Origin of the sequence: Nonomuraea solani (assembly GCF_900108335.1) — a bacterium.
GTDB classification, from domain to species: Bacteria; Actinomycetota; Actinomycetes; order Streptosporangiales; family Streptosporangiaceae; genus Nonomuraea; species Nonomuraea solani.
The window spans coordinates 79,573-101,760 of sequence record NZ_FNVT01000006.1; the positions used below are offsets into that span (position 1 = coordinate 79,573).

The 22,188-nt window shown below is 71.8% G+C and carries 19 protein-coding genes; 5 read left to right on the top strand and 14 right to left on the bottom strand.

Going from position 1 to position 22,188, the window contains the following annotated elements; all coding sequences use genetic code 11:
- Nucleotides 1–180: 180 nt before the first annotated feature.
- From C4V41_RS23230 to C4V41_RS23265, 8 genes are all read right to left on the bottom strand, one after another.
- Nucleotides 181–1,803 (bottom strand): GTP-binding protein, encoded by a 1,623-nt coding sequence (locus C4V41_RS23230; RefSeq protein WP_103958041.1) that lies wholly within the window; start codon nucleotides 1,801–1,803, stop codon nucleotides 181–183.
- Nucleotides 1,800–4,685 (bottom strand): dynamin family protein, encoded by a 2,886-nt coding sequence (locus C4V41_RS64315; RefSeq protein ID WP_235030332.1) that lies wholly within the window; start codon nucleotides 4,683–4,685, stop codon nucleotides 1,800–1,802. The genes C4V41_RS23230 and C4V41_RS64315 overlap by 4 nt, the downstream gene beginning before the upstream one ends.
- A complete protein-coding gene (cobA, locus tag C4V41_RS23240) occupies nucleotides 4,682–5,914 on the bottom strand; it encodes a uroporphyrinogen-III C-methyltransferase (protein WP_103958042.1) in 1,233 nt (410 codons plus the stop codon). The genes C4V41_RS64315 and cobA overlap by 4 nt, the downstream gene beginning before the upstream one ends.
- 79 nt (nucleotides 5,915–5,993) lie before the next feature.
- Complete coding sequence (gene speB, locus C4V41_RS23245) at nucleotides 5,994–6,989, bottom strand: agmatinase (RefSeq protein WP_200824159.1); 996 nt, start codon at nucleotides 6,987–6,989, stop codon at nucleotides 5,994–5,996.
- 44 nt (nucleotides 6,990–7,033) lie between these two features.
- On the bottom strand, nucleotides 7,034–8,104 hold the full coding sequence (gene cobT, locus C4V41_RS23250; RefSeq protein WP_103958043.1) for a nicotinate-nucleotide--dimethylbenzimidazole phosphoribosyltransferase: 1,071 nt from the start codon (nucleotides 8,102–8,104) through the stop codon (nucleotides 7,034–7,036).
- Nucleotides 8,105–8,131: 27 nt separating this feature from the next.
- Nucleotides 8,132–8,977: a sirohydrochlorin chelatase gene (locus tag C4V41_RS23255; protein WP_103958044.1), complete on the bottom strand. Its 846-nt coding sequence runs from the start codon at nucleotides 8,975–8,977 to the stop codon at nucleotides 8,132–8,134.
- 70 nt (nucleotides 8,978–9,047) lie between these two features.
- Nucleotides 9,048–10,223, bottom strand: coding sequence for a bifunctional cobalt-precorrin-7 (C(5))-methyltransferase/cobalt-precorrin-6B (C(15))-methyltransferase (locus C4V41_RS23260; RefSeq protein ID WP_103958045.1), 1,176 nt, complete (start codon nucleotides 10,221–10,223; stop codon nucleotides 9,048–9,050).
- An 80-nt stretch (nucleotides 10,224–10,303) separates the two neighbouring features.
- Nucleotides 10,304–11,383, bottom strand: coding sequence for a GNAT family N-acetyltransferase (locus C4V41_RS23265; RefSeq protein WP_160150365.1), 1,080 nt, complete (start codon nucleotides 11,381–11,383; stop codon nucleotides 10,304–10,306).
- A 76-nt stretch (nucleotides 11,384–11,459) separates the two neighbouring features.
- Here C4V41_RS23265 and C4V41_RS23270 point away from each other — a divergent pair, with 76 nt between their 5' ends.
- Both C4V41_RS23270 and C4V41_RS23275 read left to right on the top strand, forming a co-directional pair.
- Nucleotides 11,460–11,867 carry a DUF2795 domain-containing protein gene (locus tag C4V41_RS23270; RefSeq protein WP_103958047.1) on the top strand — a complete coding sequence of 136 codons (408 nt, stop codon included), beginning with the start codon at nucleotides 11,460–11,462 and terminating at the stop codon, nucleotides 11,865–11,867.
- Between the two features lie 3 nt (nucleotides 11,868–11,870).
- Nucleotides 11,871–12,884: a baeRF2 domain-containing protein gene (locus C4V41_RS23275; RefSeq protein WP_103958048.1), complete on the top strand. Its 1,014-nt coding sequence runs from the start codon at nucleotides 11,871–11,873 to the stop codon at nucleotides 12,882–12,884.
- On the opposite strand, the gene C4V41_RS23280 is transcribed toward C4V41_RS23275, so the two are convergent.
- The 3 genes from C4V41_RS23280 to C4V41_RS23290 are packed head-to-tail and all read right to left on the bottom strand — an operon-like array spanning nucleotide 12,874 to nucleotide 15,537.
- Nucleotides 12,874–13,431, bottom strand: a complete 558-nt coding sequence (locus C4V41_RS23280; RefSeq protein ID WP_103958049.1) for a LutC/YkgG family protein — start codon at nucleotides 13,429–13,431, stop codon at nucleotides 12,874–12,876. The two genes, C4V41_RS23275 and C4V41_RS23280, sit on opposite strands and share 11 nt — an antisense overlap.
- Entirely contained in the window at nucleotides 13,418–14,809 is a 1,392-nt protein-coding gene (locus C4V41_RS23285) for a lactate utilization protein B (RefSeq protein ID WP_103958050.1), read from the bottom strand. Before C4V41_RS23285 ends, C4V41_RS23280 begins: the two co-directional genes overlap by 14 nt.
- Nucleotides 14,806–15,537, bottom strand: coding sequence for a (Fe-S)-binding protein (locus C4V41_RS23290; RefSeq protein WP_103958051.1), 732 nt, complete (start codon nucleotides 15,535–15,537; stop codon nucleotides 14,806–14,808). The genes C4V41_RS23285 and C4V41_RS23290 overlap by 4 nt, the downstream gene beginning before the upstream one ends.
- Nucleotides 15,538–15,607: 70 nt before the next feature.
- Here C4V41_RS23290 and C4V41_RS23295 point away from each other — a divergent pair, with 70 nt between their 5' ends.
- The gene (locus C4V41_RS23295; RefSeq protein WP_103958052.1) at nucleotides 15,608–16,309 is read left to right on the top strand and encodes a FadR/GntR family transcriptional regulator; all 702 of its coding nucleotides are present in this window, start codon (nucleotides 15,608–15,610) and stop codon (nucleotides 16,307–16,309) included.
- 6 nt (nucleotides 16,310–16,315) lie between these two features.
- Here the strand turns inward: C4V41_RS23295 and C4V41_RS23300 are convergent, their stop codons facing one another.
- Nucleotides 16,316–17,743: a sulfatase family protein gene (locus C4V41_RS23300; protein WP_235030333.1), complete on the bottom strand. Its 1,428-nt coding sequence runs from the start codon at nucleotides 17,741–17,743 to the stop codon at nucleotides 16,316–16,318.
- A gap of 84 nt (nucleotides 17,744–17,827) precedes the next feature.
- On the opposite strand from C4V41_RS23300, the gene C4V41_RS23305 reads away from it, so the two are divergent.
- Entirely contained in the window at nucleotides 17,828–18,829 is a 1,002-nt protein-coding gene (locus C4V41_RS23305) for an LLM class F420-dependent oxidoreductase (RefSeq protein WP_103958054.1), read from the top strand.
- Here C4V41_RS23305 and C4V41_RS23310 read toward each other — a convergent pair.
- Both C4V41_RS23310 and C4V41_RS23315 read right to left on the bottom strand, forming a co-directional pair.
- The gene (locus C4V41_RS23310) at nucleotides 18,826–20,766 is read right to left on the bottom strand and encodes an FtsX-like permease family protein (RefSeq protein WP_103958055.1); all 1,941 of its coding nucleotides are present in this window, start codon (nucleotides 20,764–20,766) and stop codon (nucleotides 18,826–18,828) included. The genes C4V41_RS23305 and C4V41_RS23310 overlap by 4 nt on opposite strands.
- Nucleotides 20,763–21,440, bottom strand: a complete 678-nt coding sequence (locus tag C4V41_RS23315) for an ABC transporter ATP-binding protein (RefSeq protein WP_103958056.1) — start codon at nucleotides 21,438–21,440, stop codon at nucleotides 20,763–20,765. The genes C4V41_RS23310 and C4V41_RS23315 overlap by 4 nt, the downstream gene beginning before the upstream one ends.
- A gap of 91 nt (nucleotides 21,441–21,531) precedes the next feature.
- Here C4V41_RS23315 and C4V41_RS23320 point away from each other — a divergent pair, with 91 nt between their 5' ends.
- The gene (locus C4V41_RS23320) at nucleotides 21,532–22,182 is read left to right on the top strand and encodes a response regulator (RefSeq protein ID WP_103958057.1); all 651 of its coding nucleotides are present in this window, start codon (nucleotides 21,532–21,534) and stop codon (nucleotides 22,180–22,182) included.
- Nucleotides 22,183–22,188: the final 6 nt, after the last annotated feature.

Here is a 22,188-nt window from a genome sequence, read left to right on the forward strand (position 1 = left end):
GGTGGCGGGGGGTCGAACGTGGTTCTGTGGATAGGGAGGGGGAGGCGGGGCGGCCTGTGGATGAATGGCTGGGCTCGCTGGTGGTGAACCGGGGAGTCCAGGTAAATGGGGCACCCGTTGAAAGGGAAGGCGTAGGGCCTCGAGTGGTGGGGCCCTACGCCCCGCGTACAAGGTGAGGGGTTAGACCGACAGGTCGCGCATGGCCGTGTAGAAGGCGTGGTGGCGGCCCAGCTCGCGTTCGACCGGCTCCACCACCATCGTCGTCGACACCGCCGCCACCCTGCGCCGCATCTCGCGCTCCAGCCGCTCGCGCTCCCGCGACGCCCCCAGCTCCACGAAGTTGCGTGACGCGATGCCCGACAGCGCCCCGAGCCCCAGCACCGAGGCCATCATGAGCCCCACCCACGGCAGGGTCGCGCTGTCGCCCAGCAGTTCCAGGGCGGGGGGCAGCTGGCCGGGCATGAGCAGGCCGGCGGCCAGCCACACCACGCCGGCCACGAAGGCCGCCACCAGGACGTACTGCCACACCTTGAGCGCCCGCCACCATCCGGGCACCCGGTCGAGCTGCGGCGCCACCTCTGTGAGGTCCTCCGTCAGGGCCTGCGGGAGCTGACTGGAACGGGACCTGGCCGCCTGGTGCACGGCTGTGCGCCACACCGGGTGCATCCCCATGGACAGGCCGTCGGTGAGCGCCTGTACGGCGTTGGCGACCTCGGCCGACTGCGCGCTGACCGACGTGGTCGTGATGCCGCGGATCTCCTCGCCCACATCTTCGAGCCGCAGGCTCTTCAGCGGGTCGGGGCGGAACTTGGCGAACCACCTCGGGTACGGCCACCCGACCCACTGGCTCGACCGCTCCGCGTAGACGTTCTCCATGGCCTCGCCCACCGCCGGTACGCCCACCGCGTCGCAGAGCGCGTCCGTCAGGCCCATCCGGCGGGCCTCGTCGACCGAGGACGGCGCCGACAGCGCCTCCCCCATCGGCATGGCCTGGCTGAGCCGCTGCTCCAGCCTTTGCAGGTCGGCTTCGAGCTTCTGGATGGCGGCCCGCCGCCGGGCGACCGCGGTCGCGATGACGCTCTTGAGGCTCTCGACGCCCCGCCCTGTCGCCGCCGACGTCGGTACGACGCTGGGGTGCTCGACGCCTTCGCGGCGCAGCAGGTCGTTGAGGTCGATGACGAGCTCGGCCAGCTCCTCGGTGGTGAGCCGGTCGGCCTGGTTGAGCGCGAACACGGTCACCGCCTCATGCCCCGCCAGCTCCGTCACGTAGCGCCGGTGCGTGGAGGCGTCGGCGTACTTCTGCGGGTCGAGCACCCACACCACCAGGTCGGCCAGCCCGATGAGCCGGTCGGCCTCGGTGTCGGTGAGCGCCCTGATCGAGTCGTGGTCGGGCAGGTCGAGCAGGATCAGCCCGTGGAGCTGGCTGTCGCCCTTGTCGAGCGCGCTCGCCCGGGAGAAGCGGTGCCGCCACTGGATCTGCAGCCAGTCGAGCAGCGGTCCCGCGCCCTCAAGCCCCCACACACAGGCGTGGGTACGGGCGGTGGTCGGCCTGCGTACGCCGGTGGGCGACAGCTCAAGCCCGGAAATGGCGTTGAACAGCGACGACTTGCCACTGCCCGTGCCGCCCGCGAGGGCGACCACGGTGTGCTCCGAGGACAGCTTGAGCCGGTGCCCGGCCAACTGCAGCAGCCCGTTGGCCTCGGCGAGCAGCTTCTTGTCCAGCCGCCCGGGGCCCAGCTCCACCACCTTGGTGAGCGCGGACAGTCGCGGCGCGAGCCCCGGCCTGGTGGTCGTGGTGGTCATCGAGCGACCTCGAGGTTGTACGTCGCCTGGTAGAGGCGGGTGGCGACGGACTCGTCGGGAATCCCGGCCGAGTCGAGGGCTTGCACGTAACGCATGGATTCCTCGTCGAAGAGCATGCCTATCCTGGCTCGAAGATCACTGAGCGCCTTGGCGCCGATGCCGCGCAGCGACTCCGCGCCGAGTACGGCGTTGACCAGGCGATGCGGCACCCCCTCGCCATTGCCGCCGCTGAACATGGCCACGGTGAAGATCAGGGCGAGCGAATCGGGATCGAACGACACCAGCTTCGACACCGACCGCTTGGCCACACCCTCCGTGCGTACGAGCTCGCTCAGGTGCTCCTGCCAGGACGCGATGGCCCGGCCCGCGTGCCGTACGAGATCGTCGGACGGCCTGCCGAGGTTCTCCCCGAGCTTGGCGCCCAGCTCCGAACGGTGCCGCCAGCGCGCGACCACCTCTTCGGCGGCGCGGTTGGCGGCGGCGAGGAGCACCGATTCGAGCCCGGCGCGGATCGCCGCCTTGAACGCGAGCACGCGCTCCGGCGCCTGCTTGGCCGCCCGCCCGCGCTTGCGCAGTTGCAGCGAGCGCATGAGGTCGCCGGAGCCGGCGAAGTCCTGCCAGCGGGCCAGCACCTCGCCGTGCAGCAGCGAGCCGTTCTTCGACGCCTTGTCGATGTCGGCGAGCGCGCGGAGGAAGGACGCCTCCACGTCGCTGCGCAGCTCCGCCCTGAACGCGACCTGCGTCTCCAGGTGCTTGGCCAGCGCGGGCACACGGGTGCGGAAGCTGTTCAGTACGCCGTTCAGCGTCTCGCGTACGGCCTGGGCCCGCCGCTCCTCGTCCACCGAGAGCTCGGCCAGCCAGAGCCGCAGGTCGGTCATCTCGCTGTCGGGCAGCCTGCCGTCGGCCACGTCGACCTCGTGGATGACGAACCTGTCGATCTCGCCGAGCCCGTATTCGGTCAGCATGCGCCCGAAGTGCTTGAGCACCACGTCGGCCGACCTGGGCTGCACCCGCGACAGGACGATCGCCAGGCGGGCGCCGCGCTCCTTGGCCAGGCGCAGCAGGTTCCAGGCGGGGGCGTCGGCGTAGCGGGCCGCCGTGGTCACGAAGATCCACAGGTCGGCGGCGTCGAGCATGCGGTGGGCGATCTCGTGGTGCTCCTCGACGACCGAGTCGATGTCGGGGGTGTCGAGCAGCGCGACGCCCTGCGGAAGCTTCTCGGTCGCGACGACGACCAGGCCGCGCATCCCGGCGTCCGGCGAGGGCTTCTCCAAACGCTGGAGGCCACCGAGCAGGTCGCCTTCCGCGAACCACTTGCGGTCGTCCGGGTGACAGGCCAGGACGGGGGTGCCGGTGGTCGGGCGGCGTACGCCGGTGCGCGAGACGTTCCGCTCGGCGAGGGAGTTGACCAGGGTGGACTTGCCCGCGCCGGTCGATCCCGCGATCACGATGAGGGCGGGGGCGGCGCTGGTCCTGACCCGGGGCAGTACGTAGCCTTCGAGCTGGGCCAGCAGGTCGGCCTGCGCCTGCTTGGCCTCCTCCGAACCGGGGAGGTCGAGGCTGAAGCGGAGGTCGGCGACGCTTTCGCGGAGGGTGCCGAGGGCCGCCATCAGCGCCTCGACGGTCTCGGCGGGAAGCGCCGTCCCCTTCTTCTCCTCGGGCTTGTTCTTGGTGTCTTCCGTGGTCTCGGGGAGTTCGAAGTCGCCGGTGTCCTGCGTGTCCGGGTCGTCTTCGGCGGGCTGAGCCTCGTCCACCGACCGGTCGTCAGGGCGCGGGTCGTCCTGGGGTTGCTCGGTGTCCGGTACGTCCTCCGCCTTCGCGGGCTGGAAGACCGAACGTGCGGCGGGCCTGGCGAAGAGGGAGGGGCGTTCGCCGGAGTCGTCCGGCTGGTCGGCGTCCGTGGGCGGGCGCAGGGCGTCCAGCATCTCTTCGGTCATCGGACGCCGCAGTGCCGCCGGCTTCTCGAACATCGACGGTCCGCGGCCGGGCGGCTCCTCGGAGCCCTGGCGAGCGGTGGCCTGGCGGGCCTCCCGGGCGCGCGCCTCCCACACGGACGCCTGCCGGTCGGCGGGCTCGCCGGCGGCGGATGTGCTGCGGGGCTTACGGACGGGAAGCTTGGCCACCGCGCCGGTATCGGGCTCGTCCCGGCCCGAGCGCGCCGCCGCGCCGGCATCGGGCTCGTCATGAGCCTTCCGGCCGGAGACCTGGCGAGCCGTGAAAAGGCCACCGGCCTCTGGTTTCGAGGGCTCTTCCGGAGCCGCATCCTCCTCGGGGGACTCCGCGATCAGGGCCTCGTCGCGGGCGTCCGAGCCCGAGACCTCGCGAGCCGGAGCGTCCGAGTCCGCGAACTCATCGTCGTCGTCGAAATCCCCGACCGTGAGCCAGCCACCGGTCTGCACCGCCACCGGCTCATCACCGACCTCACGAACCGAAGTGTCCGCATCCGCGAACTCATCGTCGTCGTCGAAATCCCCGACCGTGAGCCAGCCACCGGTCCCCGCCGACGCGGGCGAGTCGCCGGCCGGGGCCTCGTCGCGGGCGTCCGAAGCCTCAAACTCGGAGACGGCGGACTCGTCGTCGCCGACCTCCTCGGGCGCGGGCTCGTCGTCGGTCTCCTGAGCCGGGACTTCCTCGTGGGAGTCCGAGGAGGAGGCGGTCTCCCCCGGCTCGACCTCGTCATCGGGCTCGGGCGGGTCGCCCGGGTCCCGGTTGGGCGTGGGGCTGTTCCGGTCCGTCGTTCCGGCTCCCTCCGGTACGGCCTTCGCGCCGTCCAGGACGTCATCGTCCCGGACCTCGTCCAGGTCCTCGTCCGTCACCGCGCGGAAGCTCAACGTCTGCTCCCCGGGTGACTCCTGCCGCCCGTCATCCATGGCCGTGTTCACGGCAAGCGCTCCGCTCGAACCATCTCGACCTCCTGGCCGACCCTCACGACGTCACCGACGATCACGATCGCCGGCGGCCGTATACCAGCCGCGGACACGCGGTCGGCCACGGTGGAAAGCGAAGCGGTAACCGCCCGCTGGGTCGGAAGGGTACCGTCCTGCACCACCATTACGGGAGTCTCCGGGGCACGTCCGTCTCGAACGAGCGCCTCGGCCACCTTCGACAGCCGTTCGACGGCCATCAGCAGCACCAGAGTGCCCTGGGAACGGGCCAGGGCGGGCCAGTCGACGGTGGACCTGGGGTCGTCGGGCGCGACGTGCACGGAGATCACGTGGAACTCCTGGCTGACGCCCCGATGGGTGACCGGCACCCCGGCGGCGGCGGGCACCGCGACGGCGCTGGTGAGGCCGGGAACGACCAGGACGGGGATGCCGGCCTGGGCGCAGGCGATCATCTCCTCGCCGCCGCGCCCGAACACGAACGAGTCGCCGCCCTTGAGCCGGACCACGAACTTGCCCTGCCTGGCGCGGTCCACGAGCAGCTCGTTGATGGTCTCCTGGGACAGCGCGCGGCCATAGGGCACCTTGGCGGCGTCGATCAGCTCGACGTCGGGGGCGAGCTCGTCGAGCAGGGCGCGCGGCGCGAGCCGGTCGGCGACCACCACGTCGGCCTGGGCGAGCAACTGCCGCCCGCGCACGGTGATCAGGCCGGGGTCGCCGGGGCCGCCGCCCACGAGGGCCACGCCGACGGGTTTGGTGCGGTTGCGCCGGGCGTCGACGGTGCCGTCGCGCAGCGCCTCGACCACGGCGTCCCTGATGCCGGCGGCCCTGCGCGGGTCGCCGCCCGCGGTGACGGCCACACCGATCTCGTCGACCCGCCCCGTGGCGGGTGTCCAGGCGGCCGAGGCGTCCTTGTCGTCGGCGCGCACGCACCACACGCGCTTGGCCTCCGCCTCGGCGGCGACCGCCGTGTTGACGGACCTGTCGTCGGTGCAGGCCTGCACGAGCCAGGCCCCGTCGCAGTCGCCGACCTCGTAGGGCCGGGCGTGCCAGGTGACCCTCTCGGCGGCGATCAGGTCGTCGAGCGCCGGCGTAACGCTCGGCGACACGACGGTGACCTCCGCACCGGCCTCTAGCAGCGCGGGCACCCGTCGCTGGGCGACGCGGCCGCCGCCCACCACGAGGACCCGGCGGCCGGAAAGCCGCAGGCCGAGGAGGTAGGGACCCATGGGGGGAATCTCCCGTTCGCGAAGGTTGTGTTAAGAGGTAAACCTACCGGCTCTCCATGCGTCATTTGCTGCGCACGGGTCAACGACCGTCAAGAAGGGGTTGCCTGGGGTCCCAGCGTGGCCCGCCTTCGTCGTCCTTGCGGCGTCTGGCCATCGCTGACAGGGCCTCAAGAATAACCCGGTTCCCGAGGAACGCCGTGATGTCCGCATGATCGTAGGGCGGCGCCACCTCCACGACCTCCATCCCCGCCACCGGCAGCTCGTAACAGATCCGGCGGACCGAATCGAGCAGCTCCCTGGCCGTCAGCCCGCCGGGCTCGGGCGTGCCGGTGCCGGGCGCGTGGCCGGGGTCGCAGACGTCGATGTCCACCGACAGGAAGATCTGGTCACATTCGTCGAGGGCGATCCCGAACGACTCCGTCAGGCATTCGTCAAGCCCGCGAGCCACAATTTCGGTCATTTCATAGGAACGCATATTTTGCGCGGCCATCCAGCTCAGCGTCTCCGGCTCGGGCCAGTAGCCGCGCAGCCCGATCTGCAGAAACCGGTCGCCGCGGATGGCGCCGGACTCGATGAGCCGCCGCATCGGCTGGCCGTGGCCGTACAGGTGGCCGAAGGCGATGTCGCCCGTGTCGGCGTGCGCGTCGAAGTGGATCATCGAGGTACGCCCGCCCGCGTACGCCCTGGCCGTGCCCCGGGCGTCCGGCAGCGCCACCGTGTGGTCGCCGCCGAGCACCAGCGGGATCGCCCCGGAGGCCGCGATCCGGTGCACCGCCTCCTCGATCGCCGCCAGCGAGCCCTCCACGTCGCCCGAGTAGCACTCGACGTCGCCGGCGTCGAGCACCCGCAGGTCGCGCAGGGCGTCCACGCGCAGCGCCAGGCTGGGGCGGGAGCCGTCGTGCGGCAGGTAGCAGGCCTGGCGCAGCGCCCGGGGGCCGAACCGGGCGCCGGGCCGGTTCGTGGTGCCGCCGTCGAAGGGGGCGCCGATGATCACGACGTCGGCGTCCGCGTAGGTCTCCGGCTCGCCGGCGTCGCAACGGTCCACCCCGAGAAAGGTGAGGTCGGGACCGTACATGGATCCATATCGAGACACTGTCCGCACCTCCAGCGTCTCCATCATCACATGGGTTTTTCGGTCACTCCCGCCGAATCGAACGTGGCCACGTCGTGCATCACCCGGGCGGCCGCGCACACCATCGGATGCGCGAGCAGCCCGCCGGTGCCCTCGCCGAGCCGCAGCTCCAGGTCCACCAGCGGGCGCAGCCCGAGGTGCGTGAGCGCGGCGGCGTGGCCGGGCTCGGCCGAACGGTGGCCCGCCACGCAGTGGTCGAGCGCGGCCGGGTCGAGCGCGTTGGCCACCAGGGCGGCGGCGCCGGAGATGACGCCGTCGAGGATCACCGGCACGCGCTCGGCCGCGCCGCACAGGATGAAGCCGGCGATGGCCGCGTGCTCGAACCCGCCGACGGCGGCCAGGGCCCTCAGCGCCTCGCTGGGCGAGGACGAGGAGTCGGAGAGGGCGTTCGTGCGCAGGGCCTTACGGACGATGCCGACCTTGTGCGCGTACGTCTCGTCGTCGATGCCCGTGCCCCTGCCGGTCACCTCGGCGGGGTCCCTGCCGGTGAACACGGAGATCAACGCCGCCGACGCGGTGGTGTTGGCGATGCCCATGTCGCCGGTGATGAGGCAGCGCGCGCCCCTGGCGACCAGGTCTCTGGCCACGAGGATGCCCGCCTCCAGCGCCCTGACGGCCTGGTCGACGGTCATCGCGGGACCCTCGGACAGGTCGGCGGTGCCGTACGCGATCTTGTGCTTGACCAGGTCGGGCGCGTCGGGCAGGTCGGCGGCGACGCCCACGTCGACCACGGTCACCGACGCCCTGGCCTGCGCGGCGAAGGCGTTGGCCACCGCGCCGCCGGACAAGAAGTTGGCGACCATCTGCACCGTGACCTCCTGCGGCCACGGGGTCACGCCGCGGGCGTGCACACCGTGGTCGGCGGCGAAGATGGCCAGCGCCGCCGGCTCGGGGATGGGCGGCGGGCAGCTTCCGGCCGCGCCCGACAGGCGGACCGCGACCTCCTCCAGCGCGCCGAGCGAGCCCCGGGGCTTGGTGAGGCGGTCCTGATAGGCGCGGGCCTCGGCGAGCGCAACCGGGTCGGCCGGGCGGATCGCGGCGAGGGTCTCAGCGAGCACGGCGTACCTCTCCTTACTGAACGAGCTTCAGGGAACGAGTTGGAGCGCTTCCTCGTAGCGGTCGATCACGACGTCGGCCAGGATCTCGCAGTCGCCGATCACCTCGGCGCAGCGGATGTCGAGATCGGGGTGCCCCGCGCCGTAGGCCAGGGCCTGCGCCCATACGCGTTCGAGCAGGCCACCCGCGAACAGCAGGTAGGGGACCACGATCACCCGCTTGGCCCCCAGACGCCGGCACCGTTCGAGACCGCCGGGCACCCCGGGCGGGGTGACCGACACGAAGGCGGTCTCGACGGTCATGAAGTCGTAGGCGTGCGTCTCCCAGAACAGCCGGGAGACCCGGTGGATCTCGGCGTTGGCGGCCGGGTCCGTGGAGCCCTCGCCGACCAGGACGACCGCGGTCTCCCCCGGCTCGACGTGGGTGAGGTAGTCGTCGGGCGGCAGCGTGTCCACGGCGCGCAGCCGGGGCCTGGCGCCGACGAGTTCGAGCGCGCGCGGCTTGGACAGCTCGGCTGCGGCCTCGTTGAGACGCTCGGCCAGCAGCGACAGCACGCGCGGGTCGGGGCCGAGCGGGCGGCCGTAGTCGTACATGAGCGTGGGGTGCCGCTGCTGCTCCAAGGCCATCGCGGCGGGGAACTCCGCACCCATCCTGTTGAGGCTCAGCGGCAGCGCCACGAGCCGGTGGTGACCCCTGGCGACCAGCGAGGCGACGGAGTCGCTCAGCCGGGGTGTGGCCCGCTCCAGGTAACCACCCGACACGTCGGCGCCCGTCTGGTCGAGGCGGCAGCGCAGGCGATGTACGAACCTGCCGAACTCCGCGGCGTAGGCGTCGTCCTGGGAGCCCTGCCCGATCAGCAGGAGCGGCGGCTTCATCGTGAGGGATTCTCCGGTGCGGTGGACAAAGTCACGCGAGGATAACCGATGCGCACCGGTAGGGAACAGGTCACGCTGTGTGCGCGGGCGTCGCGTGCACCACGAACACGGGGTCAGAGGCGGTGAGACGGTGGGATCCGTCGGGGTTGAGCGCCAGCTTGGAGGCCAGGATCTGGGTGCCCTCGCCGCGGTAACCCTGCTCGCGCAACCGTTCGAGTACGGCCGACACCTGCTCGACCTTCTTCAGCGCGCAGACGAGCGAACGCGGGCCGCGGGCGGCGCAGGCGACGACCACGTCGGGACCGCCGCCGCCCACGTAGACGGCGTCGGGATCGGGCAGCGGCTCCAGCGCCGGCGGCGCCTGTCCCCTGGTCAGAGCCACTTTCACGCCGTGGGCGAGCACATTGGAGCGCAGTTTGGCGCAGCGTTCCTCGTCGCGCTCGACCGCCACGACGGCCGCGCCCATCCTGGCGCACTCGACGGCGATCTCGCCGACGCCCGCGCCCACGTCCCAGACCAGGTCGCCGAGCCGCGGTCCTAGCTTGGCCAGGATGTACGCCCGCACCTCCGGCGGGATCGCGCCCTCGAACGGCAGCGCCCACTCGGCGGGCCCCGGCTTGGCCCCCGCCACCCAGCTCTCCTCCTTGACCTGGTGCAGCGGGTCGACCACGAGCACCACGTCGGGGTCCTTCCACGGCCTGGTGGTGGCCTCCCCCATGCGGCTGTGGGTGACCCGCTCGTCGGGCCCGCCCAGGTCCTCGCACACGATCAGCGCGCGCGGCGTGGTCGGGGCCAGCTCCCTGGCGATCTCGCCGGGGCCGACGCCGGGCGCGACGATCAGCGCCACCTTGGGGTGCGCGCGGCAGGCGTTGACGACCCGGTTGAGCTGCGCGGGGCCGCTGGGGGCGACGACGAGCGCGTCCTCCCAGTTGAGCCCGGCGCAGGCGAAGGCGCGGGTGACCAGCGAGGTGGCCGGCACCACGTCCGGCTTGAGCCCGTGGGCCCGCAAGGTGCGTACGACGCCGAAGAAGCCGGGGTCGCCCTCCGTGACCACGACCGCGGGGCCCTCGCCGTGTTCGAGGTGGCCGTCCAGCGTCTCCAGCAGCGAGCCGTCGGCCACGGTCGGAGACGTGAGCCTGAGCTGCCCGAGAATGACGTCGGGACCGACGACGAGCCGGGCCGCGTGCAGCCGGTCCACCGCCTTGGCCGAGAACTCGGATCCGTCCCACCCGACCACCGTGATCATTGCGCCTCACCGTCCTCCCCTAAAGGGTGACGGCTGCGGAGGGGTTTCACAAAGGGTGCGAAGGTCAGTACGGTGTGCCCTCAGGCCAGGTCGGACGGGATGAGGCTGTAGACGACCAGGTCCGATCCGGCGATCGAGGCGCGGGCGACCCCCTCGCGGACGAACCCCGCCTTCTCCGCCACCCGCTGCGACGCGGCGTTGGCCACGAACGCGCGGAGCTGGAGCCGGGTGAAGCCGTGCCGTTCGAAGAGCCAGCGGGCGAGCGCCGTCACGGCCTCGCCGGCGTACCCGTGGCCGCGGGCCCAGGGGGCGGTCATGTAGCCGACCTCGGCGGTCTTGTTGGCCCAGTCGAGGTCGCGCAGGTCCACGTTGGCCGCGTACCGGCCGCTGCCCAGCTCCTCGGCGGTCCAGACGGCGCCCGCGCCCCGCATCCGCAGGCGCTCGGACTGCGCGATGTAGGCCCGCGCGTGCTCCTCGGTGTAGTCGCGCGGCACGCCCGTGTACGCCTGGCTCAGCGGGTCGAGGGCGCTGGCGGTCAGGTGCGGGGCGTCCTGGGGCGCCTGGGGGCGCAGCAGCAGCCGCTCGGTACGCAGCTCCGTCCTGGGCAGGGCGTTGGGCGGCATGCCGCCGTCCTCGCGCAGCAGCCCGAACATGACGAGGTCGTGCGTGCCCTGCTCGTCCACGACCGCGTCCCGGAGCACGCCTTCCCAGGTGAAGCCCGCTTTGCAGGCCACGCGGAGCGAGGCGACGTTGTCCAGGTTGGCGGTCAGGTCGACCCGGCGCAGGCCGATCGCCTCGAACGCCCACGCCGTCAGGCCGCGCACCGCCTCGGTGGCGAAGCCGCGACCCCGGTAAAGAGGGTGGACGCCGTAGCCGACCTCGGTGGTGCCCGCGGTCCACGAGGTCTTGAACAGGCTGATGGCGCCCACGACGAGCCCGTCGGTGTCGGTCATGGCCAGATGGACGCCCTGCCCGGAGCGGTGCAGCTCGTGCACGCCGTGCCGCAGCCACCGGTCGACGCCCGTGGTCTTGACCGGCGCGCCGGGCGGCAGGAAGCGGGCCCCGGACTTGACGATGGACCGAATTCTGGCGTCGTCCTGGGGGCCGAAAGGCCGCAGCGTAAGCCGGGCCGTGGCAATGCTCACATCAGGGTCGAACACCCACGGAAGGCTACACAGCCTCGATGTTTGCCCACGAAAGCGGGGGTAGGGGCGCAGGGAGAGGAGTGAGGTGACCATGGAACGTGGGAGCGACAAGCACAGTCCCCGCCTGGACGACCAGCAGAAGCACGAGACCGAGGGCCTGATACGCGGCGGCGGCACCACGCACGCCGAGGAGTGGAAGGAGACCGAGGCCATGCCGGCGCCCGGCGAGGAGTCGCTGCAGTCGTACCCGCCCGGACACGAGCCCGGCACCCCGGCCGGAATCACGGCGCGAGGCGTCGACATTCGCAGTGATCTCGCCAAATGGCTGAGTGACGCCCATTGGCCCGCGTCCGGCCGTGACCTGGTGCGGCACGCGCGGCAGGCGGACGCCCCCGACCAGGTGACCGACCTGATCGAGTCCCTGCCCGACGGGGAGTTCAAGAACGTGGCCGAGGTCGCCAAGGCCCTCGGGCTCGGCATGGAGAAGCGGAGGTGGTGACCGGTGCGGCTCGACTTCATCCGGCCGCTGTACGAGCGGCGGGGCCCGTACGCGTCGGTGTACATGGGGGCGCTCACCGGACCCGAGCGTGAGACCAACTGGAACAGCGTCCGCGACGAGCTGGACGAGCAGGTCGACAAGACCACGCTCGACGCCCTGGACGAGGAGGTCCACGTACGCGCGGCCGGGCGTGCGCTGTTCGCCACGCACGGCGACGTGGTGCTGGCCGAGTCGCTGCTCCGCCCGCCGGGCAAACTGGCCGTATGCTCGCCGCTGCCGCACGTCACGCCCATGCTCATGACCAGGGGTGAGAACGTTCCACACATCCGGGTCATCGTGGACCACGCGGGGGCGGAGGTGACGGTGTTCGGCGGCGGCTCGCCGCGCAAGGCCATCGTCGAGGCCGACTCCTGGCCGTTGCAGAAGACCGCCCAGGGCGGCTGGTCGCAGAAGCGGTACGAGCGGGCGGTCGAGGAGACCTGGGAGCAGAACGCGGTCGCCGTCGCGCGCGAGATCGACGAGCAGGTCCGCCGCATCGGCGCCGAGCTGGTCCTGGTCGCCGGGGAGCCGAAGTCGCGCTCATACCTGCTGCACCACCTGAGCACCAAGTCCGCCGACCGGGTGCTGATGGTCGAGCACGGCAGCCGCTCCGACCACGGTCAGTTCGAGGAGGACGTGGAGAAGGCGCTCGACGACTGGCTCGGCCGCAAGCGCGCCGAGCTGCTGGAGCGCCACCACGAGCACGCGGGGCCCACCGGCCTGGCCAGGGTCGCCCACGCCCTGCGCGAGGGCCGGGTGCACGCGGTGCTCTCACCCGGTGAGCTGCCGAAGCCCATGTGGATCGGCGGGGGCGGCACGCAGCTCGGCACCGACGCGGGCGAGCTGCGCCGCTGGGGTGTGGAGGAGCCGGTCCAGGAGCGCGCGGACTGCGCGCTGGCCAGGGCGGCCGCCATGACGGACGCGGAGCTGTGGTTCAGCGACGACGTCACGGACGTGGCCGCGGTCCTCAGGTACTGATGATCACTTCGAGCGTTCTGGGGCCGTGCACGCCCTCGACCCGGTTCAGCTCGATGTCGCTGGTGGCCGACGGGCCGCTGATCCAGGTGAGAGGGCGGGCCGGGTCGAGCCGGGCGAGGGCCTCGGGGACGCCCGCCACGATCTGGTCGGCCCGCACCACGCACAGGTGGTAGTCGGGGACCAGGGTCTGCGCCCTGGTCCCCTGGCCGGGGCCGTGGTCGAGGACGATCGTGCCGGTCTCCGCGATGCCCACGGCGCAGGTGGTGACCACGCCGTCGGCCGTCTTCAGGTCGTCCCAGCCGCCCGCCCGGTCGAACCCGTCCGGGACGATCACGCGGCGCTCGCCCAGGCACTCGTCGATCTTGCCGGCCAGCTCCGCGGCGGGGACCACGTGCACGATGGCCCGGTAGTCGTCCACGCGCTCGGCGAACAGCTCCACGATGTTCTCGGCCGGCCGCTCTTGAAGGTAGTGCCGGGGGATCTCGATGTCCGCCGCGCCGGCGACGGCCCGGCCGATCCTGGCGAGGATCTCCTCACGCGCGCTCATTCCGCTCCCACCAGTCTCTGAAGCTCTCTTCCGGAATTTCGGGCACGTCCCGGGTGTCGGTCCACGCCGACAGCGGGCCGGGCAGCCGCTTCGGCACCAGCTTGCGCAGGCGGATGGCCGCGCGCTGGGCCTTGGCCAGCCGCTTGTGGTCGTTGAGTATCCAGCCCGCGACCTTCATGCCGGCCCGCTCCGCCGCCGCGTGCGGCGCCTTGGCACGCAGGTCCACCAGGACCTCGGGGATGTCGATGGCCACCGGGCAGACGTCGTAGCAGGCGCCGCAGAGGCTGGAGGCGTACGGCAGCGAGGCGTCCAGCTCCGAGGACATGCCCCTGAGCTGCGGGGTGAGGATGGCGCCGATGGGCCCCGGATAGACCGAGCCGTAGGCGTGGCCACCCGCGCGCTCATAGACGGGACACACGTTCAGGCAGGCCGAGCAGCGGATGCAGCGCAGCGCCTGGCGGCCCACCTTGTCGGCGAGCACGTCGGTGCGGCCGTTGTCGAGCAGCACCAGGTGGAAGTCCTGGCCCTCGACGGCGCCGGTCCACATGCTCGTGTACGGATTCATCCGCTCACCCGTGGAGCTTCTCGGCAGAAGCTGGAGGAACACCTCCAGATCCCGCCAGGACGGCAGGAGCTTCTCGATCCCGACGACGCTGATGAGCGTCTCGGGGAGGGTCAGGCACATGCGGCCGTTGCCCTCCGACTCCAGCACCACCAGCGTGCCGGTCTCGGCCACCATGAAGTTGGCGCCGGAGATCGCGACCTTGCTGCGCAGGAAACGTTCGCGCAGGTGAAGCCGGGCCGCGTCGGCGAGCGCGGGCGGGTCGTCGGTCAGGCCCTCCGGCACGTTGGGCATCTTCTCCAGGAAGATCTCGCGGATCTCCGACCTGTTGCGGTGGATCGCCGGGACCAGGATGTGGCTGGGGAAGTCGTCGCCGAGCTGCACGATCAGCTCGGCGAGGTCCGTCTCGTACGCGGTGATGCCGTGCTCGGCCAGCGCCTGGTTGAGCTCGATCTCCTGGGTGGCCATGGACTTGACCTTGACCACCTCGGTCTCGCCGGTGGCCTGGACCAGGCCGGTGACGATCCGGTTGGCCTCGGCGGCGTCCCTGGCCCAGTGCACGGTGCCGCCCGCCCGGGTGACCGCCTCCTCCAGCTGGACCAGGTAACGGTCGAGGTGGCGGAGGGTGTGATCCTTGATCGCTTTGCCGGCCGCGCGCAGCTCCTGCCAGTCGGGCAGCTCGCCGACGACGTTCGCCCGCTTGCCCCGGATGGTGTGCGTGGCCTTGCGGAGGTTGTAGCGAAGCTGTGAGTTCTGCACGGCTTCCCGAGCGTTTTCCGGGAAATTTCCGGGCATGCCGAGGAATGTGCCGCTCATGGGGTCTCCTCCGTCGCCGCGAGGATTTCGGCCAGGTGCATCGTCCTGACCCCGGTCTTCTGACGGTTCAGGGTGCCGCCGATGTGCATCAGGCACGAGTTGTCGGCCGCGCACAGCACCTCGGCGCCCGTGTCCATGATGCTGCGGGTCTTGTCGGCCCCCATCGCCGCCGACACCGCCGGGTTCTTGACCGCGAACGTGCCGCCGAACCCGCAGCACTCCTCGGCCCCGGGCAGCGGCACCAGCTCAAGGCCGCGCACGTTGCGCAGCAGCCGGGCAGGCCGGTCGCCCAGGCGCAGGCCGCGCAGCGAGTGGCACGTCGGGTGGTAGGTCACCTTGTGCGGGAAGTAGGCGCCGACGTCCTCGACCTTCAGGACGTCGAGCAGGAACTCCGACAGCTCGTGGACCTTCGGCACGACCTCGGCGATCGCCGCCGCTCCCCTGCTGCCCGGCTTGGCCAGCTTCGGGTACTGCTCGCGCACCATGGCCGCGCACGACCCCGATGGCGCGACGACGGCGTCGTAGCCGGCGAACACCTCGGTGAAGTGCCGGGCCAGCCGCACGCCCTCCTCCCGGTAGCCGGTGTTGACGTGCATCTGCCCGCAGCACGTCTGGGCGGCCGGGAAGTCGACCTCGCAGCCGAGCCTGCGCAGGAGCGACACCACCGCCTTGCCGGTGCCGGGGAAGAGCGTGTCGTTCACGCACGTGATGAACAGGGCGACTCGCACGGCACTCCCTCCTCAAGTATGGTCTGACCACAGTATGGTCAGACCATAGCGGACCACAAGGGAGGCCTCGTTGGACGGCACCGGCTGGCGTCCCGTCAAACGCACGCGGACGTTCGAGGAGGTGCTGGCCCAGATCGAGCGGCGCATCGCCGAAGACGGCCTCACCGCGGGCGACCGGCTGCCCGCCGAACGCCAGCTCGCCGAGCAGCTCGGCGTCAGCCGCTCGTCGGTACGTGAGGCGATGCGCGTGCTGGAGACGCTCGGCGTGGTCTCCTCGCAGGTGGGCCGGGGTCCCGACGCGGGCGCCGTGCTCACCTCACGCCCCGACGACGCGCTGACGGACCTGCTGCGGCTGCATCTCGGGCTGGCCGGCCTGGAGATGCGCGAGGTCATCGACACCCGGCACATGATCGAGCAGTGGGCCGCGGCCGGCGCGGCCTCTTCCCGGGCCGATACCTCCGGGCTCGCCGCCGCGCTGGCCGGGATGGACGCGGCGGGCTCGGCCGAGGAGTTCGTGGAGCACGACACGGCCTTTCACTGCGCGATCGCGGACGCTTCGGGCAACCGGCTCATCGCCGCCATCATGCGGTCGTTGCGGGACTCGATGCGGCGCTACTCGGTCGAGGCCGTGCGGCGCCTGGGGGACACGTCGGTGCTGCGGGCCGACCACGTACGGATCCTGGAGGCCATCGAAGCGGGCGAACCCGGCGAGGCGGCGGCGGCCGTCGCCGAGCACCTGGCGCACGCGTACCCTTCGCTGTTCGATCACTGAGTTCGGCTACTGGCGGGCGTCGGCCACGCGGCAGCTCGCGCCCGAGCAGGACGCCATCGCCGTCAGCCGCGCGTCGAGGCTCGCCAGCAGCGCCGGGTCGGCGCCGTCGATCAGGTTGCGCAACTGGTAGGGGTCCGCGTGCAGGTCGTAGAGCTGCCGCTCGCCCGTCTCGTAGCGGACGTAGGTGTACTGCTCGGTGCGCAGCGCCTGGTAGGCGGGCACGGGCGTCTGGGCGGCCGAGGCCCTGTTGGCCGGCCTGGTGAACTCGACCAGCACGTTCCTGCGCCACTGCGCCGGCGAGGCGCCCTTCAGCAGCGGCACCAGCGACCGCCCTTCGGCGAACGACGGCGCCGTGGCCCCGCCCAGCGCCGCGAACGTGGCAGCCAGGTCCACGGTGGCGCCCATGTGGGCGATCGTGGAGTCCGCCTTGACCCCGGGCCCCCGGACGACGAGCGGGACCCTGATCGCCTCCTCGAACGGCGTCGTCTTGCCCTGCCCGAGCCGGTGCGTGCCGAGATGGAAGCCGTTGTCCGAGGTGAAGAAGAGGTAGGTATTGTCCAGCTTCCCCGCCTCCTCCAGAGCCGACACCACCGACCCGACCAGGTCGTCGACCCCGAGCATGGACCGCAGCCTGGTGCGGAAGCGCTCGTCGATCGCGTCGCGGGCCGGCTGCGAGAGCGGCGGCCGCGTCCGCAGCCAGAGCGGCTCGCCGGCGACGTCTTCCTGGTCGAACGACGGCGTGCGCGGCGCCATCACCAGCGGGAAGGCGTCGGCGTGCCGATAGGCGGGGTTGGCCGGGTTGTGCGGGCCGATCGGGGCCAGGTAGAGGAAGAACGGCTCGTCGGAGCCGGCGATGAAGTCGCGGGCCTTGCCGGCCAGCACGTCCGACAGGTAGTCGGGCTCGGACCAGCCGTACTCGCGCAGCGCGCCGTTCTCGTTGAGGCGGTAGCCGTACTCCTCGTAGAGGTTGCGCACCGGGACGTCCCACTCGTCCCAGCCGGGCGGCACGAACGTCTCCTCGGCCGTCTTGCCCGGATAGTGGTTGAGGAACTTGCCCATCAGCCCCGTCCGGTAGCCGGCCTGCCGCATCCAGGTGCCGATTGTGGAACGTTCCAGACCTTGGGCGTGGAAGCGGTCGAAGCCGCCTTCCGGGGCGGTGTTGGTCAGCACGCCATGACTGTGGACGTACTGGGAGCGCAGGATCGACGCCCTGGACGGGCAGCACCAGGAGTTCGTCACGAAGAAGCGGTCGAACGAGGCGCCCTGCCGCACGAGGTGCCGGGTGATGTTCGGGAAGTACGGGAGCGTGCCGGTTTCGAGGTCGTCGGCCATGATGAGCACGATGTTCGGCCGGGCGTCGCCCTTGGCCATGGTCGGCTCGGCCGCCGGCAGGAGAAGCAGCAGACAGGCGAGACGGCAGAGGGCCTTGAACACAGAGTCTGACTTCCCCGGAAGATCCTCCATTGACACTTAGGGCGGCCACCGGGGGTAATAGAACTTAATTCCGGAGGTGTCCTCATGAAGCTCGGCTTGAACCTCGGCTACTGGCAGCGCAACGCCGACGACGCGACAGAATCCGTGCTGGCGGCCGAACGGCTCGGCTACGACTCGGTGTGGACGGCGGAGGCGTACGGCAGCGACGTCTTCACCCCCCTCGCCTGGTACGGCGCCCGCACCACCCGCATCAAGCTGGGCACCTCGATCGCCCAGATCTCCGCCAGGCCGCCTGTCACGACGGCGATGACCGCCATGACGCTCGACCACCTCACCGGCGGCCGGCTGCTGCTCGGCGTGGGCGCCTCCGGCCCGCAGGTCGTGGAGGGCTGGTACGGCCAGCCCTTCGCCAGGCCGCTGGCCAGGACCCGTGAGTACGTCGACATCATGCGCCAGGTGTGGCGCCGCGAGGAGCCGGTCACCTCGGACGGCCCGCACTACCCGCTCCCCCTGGCGGACGGCCTGGGCAAACCCCTCAAACTCATCACCCATCCGCTCCGCCCGGACATCCCCATCTATCTCGGCGCGGAGGGCCCCAAGAACGTCGCCCTGGCCGCCGAGGTAGGCCAGGGCTGGCTGCCGCTGTTCGCGTTCCCCTCGAAGATCGAGGAGATGTACGGCGACTCCCTCGCGGGTGCCCCCGAGGGCTTCGACGTGGCCGCCATGGTCATGGTGATCATCTCCGACGACGTCAGGGCCGCCCTGGACGGCGTCAAGATGATGCTCACCCTCTACATCGGCGGCATGGGCGCCAAGCACCGCAACTTCCACGCCGACATCATCGGCAGGATGGGCTTCGCCGAGGCCGCCGAGCACATCCAGGCGCTCTACCTGGCCGGGCGCAAGGACGAGGCGTTCCGGGCGATCCCGGACGAGCTGGCCGACGGCATCTCGCTCGTCGGCCCGCCCGGCCGGATCAAGGAACGCCTCGAAGCGTGGCACAAGAGCCCGGTCACGAGCCTGCTGGTGATGGGCCCGCGCGACGAGCCGTCGCTGAAGCTCGTCCGCGACCTCGTGCTGGGTTAGTCGGGGCGGGGCGCCGGGTCGGCCGTCACCGACTTCAGCAGCGGCCGGCTCAGCGCGCCCGCGCCGATCACCCCGGCGAAGCCCACCACCACGCAGCCCGCCAGGGTGAGCGCGCCGATCGTGTTCATCCCGCCGATCATGAACGGCACCGCGCAGAACACGCCCACCAGGATCGCCCCGCCGCCCATCACGGTCAGCGGGATCAGCGTCTCCGCGCGGCGGGCCCGGTCGAGCACCTCCAGCGGCGTGCCCGCCAGGCGCAGCAGCCCGTAGGTCTGCCGCCGGTCGAGGATCGACGACGTCGCGGTGATCCCCGAGCTGGCGATGGCCACCAGGAACGACACCGACAGCACCACGACCGTGCCCGCCCGCACGTCGGTGAGGAGCTGGTCGCCGAAGCGCACGTCGTCGTTCTTCGTCGTGGGCGTGCGGCCGGGGACCAGCCCCGTGAGCGCGGTGCGCGCCCGGTCCAGCGTGACCACGTCGGCGGTGCTGCCCAGGGCCGCGACCACGACGTTCTTCACGGGCTTCACGGTGGCCGCCACCCCGGCCGCCTTCAGCCGCTCGCGGGCCTGCTCCGTCACCTTCGCCGCCTGCCCGGCGGGAGCGGTGACGCGGAGCTGCGGCGGCCCGGCCGGCCCGGTGTCGAACGCGCCCGGGCTGAGCAGGCCGAGGAACCCGGCCACGAACCCGGTCAGCGCCACGCCGCTCACCGTGCGCCAGGCCGCGCGCGGGTCGTCCACCAGCCGGCGGCCCGCCAGCAACCGGGCGGGCCTGCGCGCGCCGGCCGCCGTGACCCGGCCGATCAGGCCGACCACCCACGGGCCCGCCAGGTTGATGCAGAGGAAGGCCAGGGCCAGCGCCACCACGATGAGCGTGATGCTGGTGCCCCTGGTCAGCATGGGGAACGCGGCCAGCACCGCGAGCAGGGCGAGCACCCGTACGAACCGCATGGCGGGCGGCGTCTCCCGCTTGGCCACGCCGAGCGGGCTGACCACGACCCGCCGCAGCCCGACCACCGCCGACAGCCCCACCAGCAGCGGCACCGCGAGCAGCACCCCCGCCAGGTAGAGCGGGGCGGGCAGCAGGTCGGTGGCGAACCACGGCCCGCCCTGCATCTCGATCCCGGACAGCAGCGGCACGGCCAGGGCGTAGGCGGCGGCCCCCGCGAGCGCTCCGGCGAGCGCCACGATCACCGCCTCCGCCACGGTCATGGCCACCACCTGGCCCGGCGTCGCCCCGATCAGCCGCAGCGCGGCCAGCCGCTGGTCACGCCTGGCCACCGTGAGCCGGGCCGCGGCGCCGCCGAAGACCAGCAGCGGCACCACCATGAGCACGCTCGCGATGAGCGTGAGCACCCGATAGGCCTGGGCGTCCTCGCCCGGCGTGCCCGCCAGGCTCGCGACCTTGGTCGGCGGCTTGGCGATGACCCAGTCGTCGCTGCGGGCGGCGGTCATCGCCGGAGAGTCCGGCTCGTGGCCGACGACCGCGACCAGCTCCTTGGAGTGGATCAGCGCCTCGTCGCCGAGCACGCCCTTCTGGTTCGGGTAGCGGTCGGCGAGCCGGTCGGCGGGCAGTTCCTTGGCCAGCTCGGCCAGGGCGGGTGACAGCCACACCTCGCCCGGCGCGGGGAACCTGGGCATGCCGGGCGGCGGCGCGGGTGCCGTCTTGCCCAGCGCGGCCAGGTCCACGACGACGATGGCCTCGTCGCGTACGTAGTCGTAGCGGGACGCCTCGATCGCCACCGCCCCCGACGTGGCCGCGACCGGGTTGCGCCAGGCGCCGCGCTCGGCCCTGGCCTCGAAGGCGGAGTTGGCGGCCACGGCGAACAGCAGCAGCGCCGTGGCCACCGCGACGGCCCCCAGCGTGAGCCAGGTGCCGAGCATGCCCCTGCGGCCGCCACCCTTGAGCAGCCGCCAGGTCAGGTCGAGGTTCACGCCCGCACCCCTGTTTCCAGCAGGCGGCCGTCGCGGACCTCGACCGTGCGGTCGCACCAGGCGGCCACGTTCGGATCGTGGGTGACCACGATCAGGCAGGCGCCGTTGTGCTTGGTCGCCTCGACCAGCAGCCGCATCGTGTCCTGGCCGGTCTGCTGGTCGAGCGCGCCCGTGGGCTCGTCGGCGAAGACCACGGCCGGCTTGCTCACCAGCGCCCTGGCGATGGCCACGCGCTGCGCCTGGCCGCCGGACAGCTCGCCCGGCCGCCTGGTCTCCATGCCCTGCAGGCCGAGGGGCGCGAACCACTCGCGCGCCTGGCGTACGGCCTGGGTCCGCGCCACCCCGCCCAGCATGAGCGGGAGTGCCACGTTCTCCTCGGCGGGCAGCTCGGGCAGGAGCTGGCCGAACTGGAAGACGAAGCCGAAGCGGGTGCGGCGCAGCGCGCTGCGCTGCCGCTCGCCCATCGCGTCGATGCGCTGGCCGAGCAGGTGCACCTCGCCGCCGTCCGGCTTCATGATCCCGGCCAGGCAGTGCAGCAGGGTCGACTTGCCGGAACCGCTCGGCCCCATGATCGCCACCGCTTCGCCGGCCCGTACGGTGATGTCCACGCCGCCCAGGGCGACCGTCTGCCCGAACCGCTTGGTCAGGGCTCGTCCAACAAGTACGTCGTTCATGCGTCCAGCCTGGCCCGGCGAGGGGGCCCGGGGGATCGGCCGTGCGACCATAACCGCCTCGGCCGAACGGCTGATCCTTAGAGTTGTAGCCGTGACTATTCGGGTTCTCATCGCCGACGACCAGCAACTGGTACGCACCGGCTTTCAGATGATTTTGGACGCGCAACCGGACATGGAGGTCGTGGCCGCCGTCGCGGACGGGGCCGACGCCGTGGCGGAGGCCAGGCGGCTGCGCCCTGACGTGTGCCTGCTCGACATCAGGATGCCCAAGCTCGACGGGCTGGAGGTGACCCGCGCGCTGGCGGGCCCCGGCGTGGAGAACCCGCTGCGGGTGGTCATCGTCACCACCTTCGACCTCGACGAGTACGTCTACGGAGCCCTGCGCTCCGGCGCCACCGGGTTCCTGCTCAAGGACAGCGGCCCCACGCTGCTCATCGAGGCCGTCAGGGCCGCCGCCGCGGGCGACGCGCTGGTGTCGCCGTCGGTGACCGTACGGCTGCTGCAGCACCTGTCACAGCCCCGGCAGCCCGTGGCGCTCCCGGTCAATGACCCGCTCACCGACCGCGAGCTGGACGTCGTGCGCCTGGTCGCCAGGGGGCGGACGAACCAGGAGGTGGCCGCCGAGCTGTTCGTGTCGCTTTCGACGGTCAAGACGCACCTGGGCAGCATCTTCGCCAAGCTCGGTGTCCGCAATCGCGTTGGAATCGCAGCTTGGGCGTGGGAATCCGGCGTGGTGAGCTGATTAACA

Coding starts and splice junctions, on each gene's coding strand:
- C4V41_RS23230 (WP_103958041.1), bottom strand. CDS start 1,803: ATGACCACCACGACCACCAGGCCGGGGCTCGCGCCGCGACTGTCCGCG.
- C4V41_RS23255 (WP_103958044.1), bottom strand. CDS start 8,977: ATGAAGCCGCCGCTCCTGCTGATCGGGCAGGGCTCCCAGGACGACGCC.
- C4V41_RS23280 (WP_103958049.1), bottom strand. CDS start 13,431: ATGAGCGCGCGTGAGGAGATCCTCGCCAGGATCGGCCGGGCCGTCGCC.
- speB (WP_200824159.1), bottom strand. CDS start 6,989: ATGTACGGTCCCGACCTCACCTTTCTCGGGGTGGACCGTTGCGACGCC.
- C4V41_RS23305 (WP_103958054.1), top strand. CDS start 17,828: ATGAAGCTCGGCTTGAACCTCGGCTACTGGCAGCGCAACGCCGACGAC.
- C4V41_RS23270 (WP_103958047.1), top strand. CDS start 11,460: ATGGAACGTGGGAGCGACAAGCACAGTCCCCGCCTGGACGACCAGCAG.
- C4V41_RS23285 (WP_103958050.1), bottom strand. CDS start 14,809: ATGAGCGGCACATTCCTCGGCATGCCCGGAAATTTCCCGGAAAACGCT.
- cobA (WP_103958042.1), bottom strand. CDS start 5,914: ATGGGTCCCTACCTCCTCGGCCTGCGGCTTTCCGGCCGCCGGGTCCTC.
- C4V41_RS23260 (WP_103958045.1), bottom strand. CDS start 10,223: ATGATCACGGTGGTCGGGTGGGACGGATCCGAGTTCTCGGCCAAGGCG.
- C4V41_RS23315 (WP_103958056.1), bottom strand. CDS start 21,440: ATGAACGACGTACTTGTTGGACGAGCCCTGACCAAGCGGTTCGGGCAG.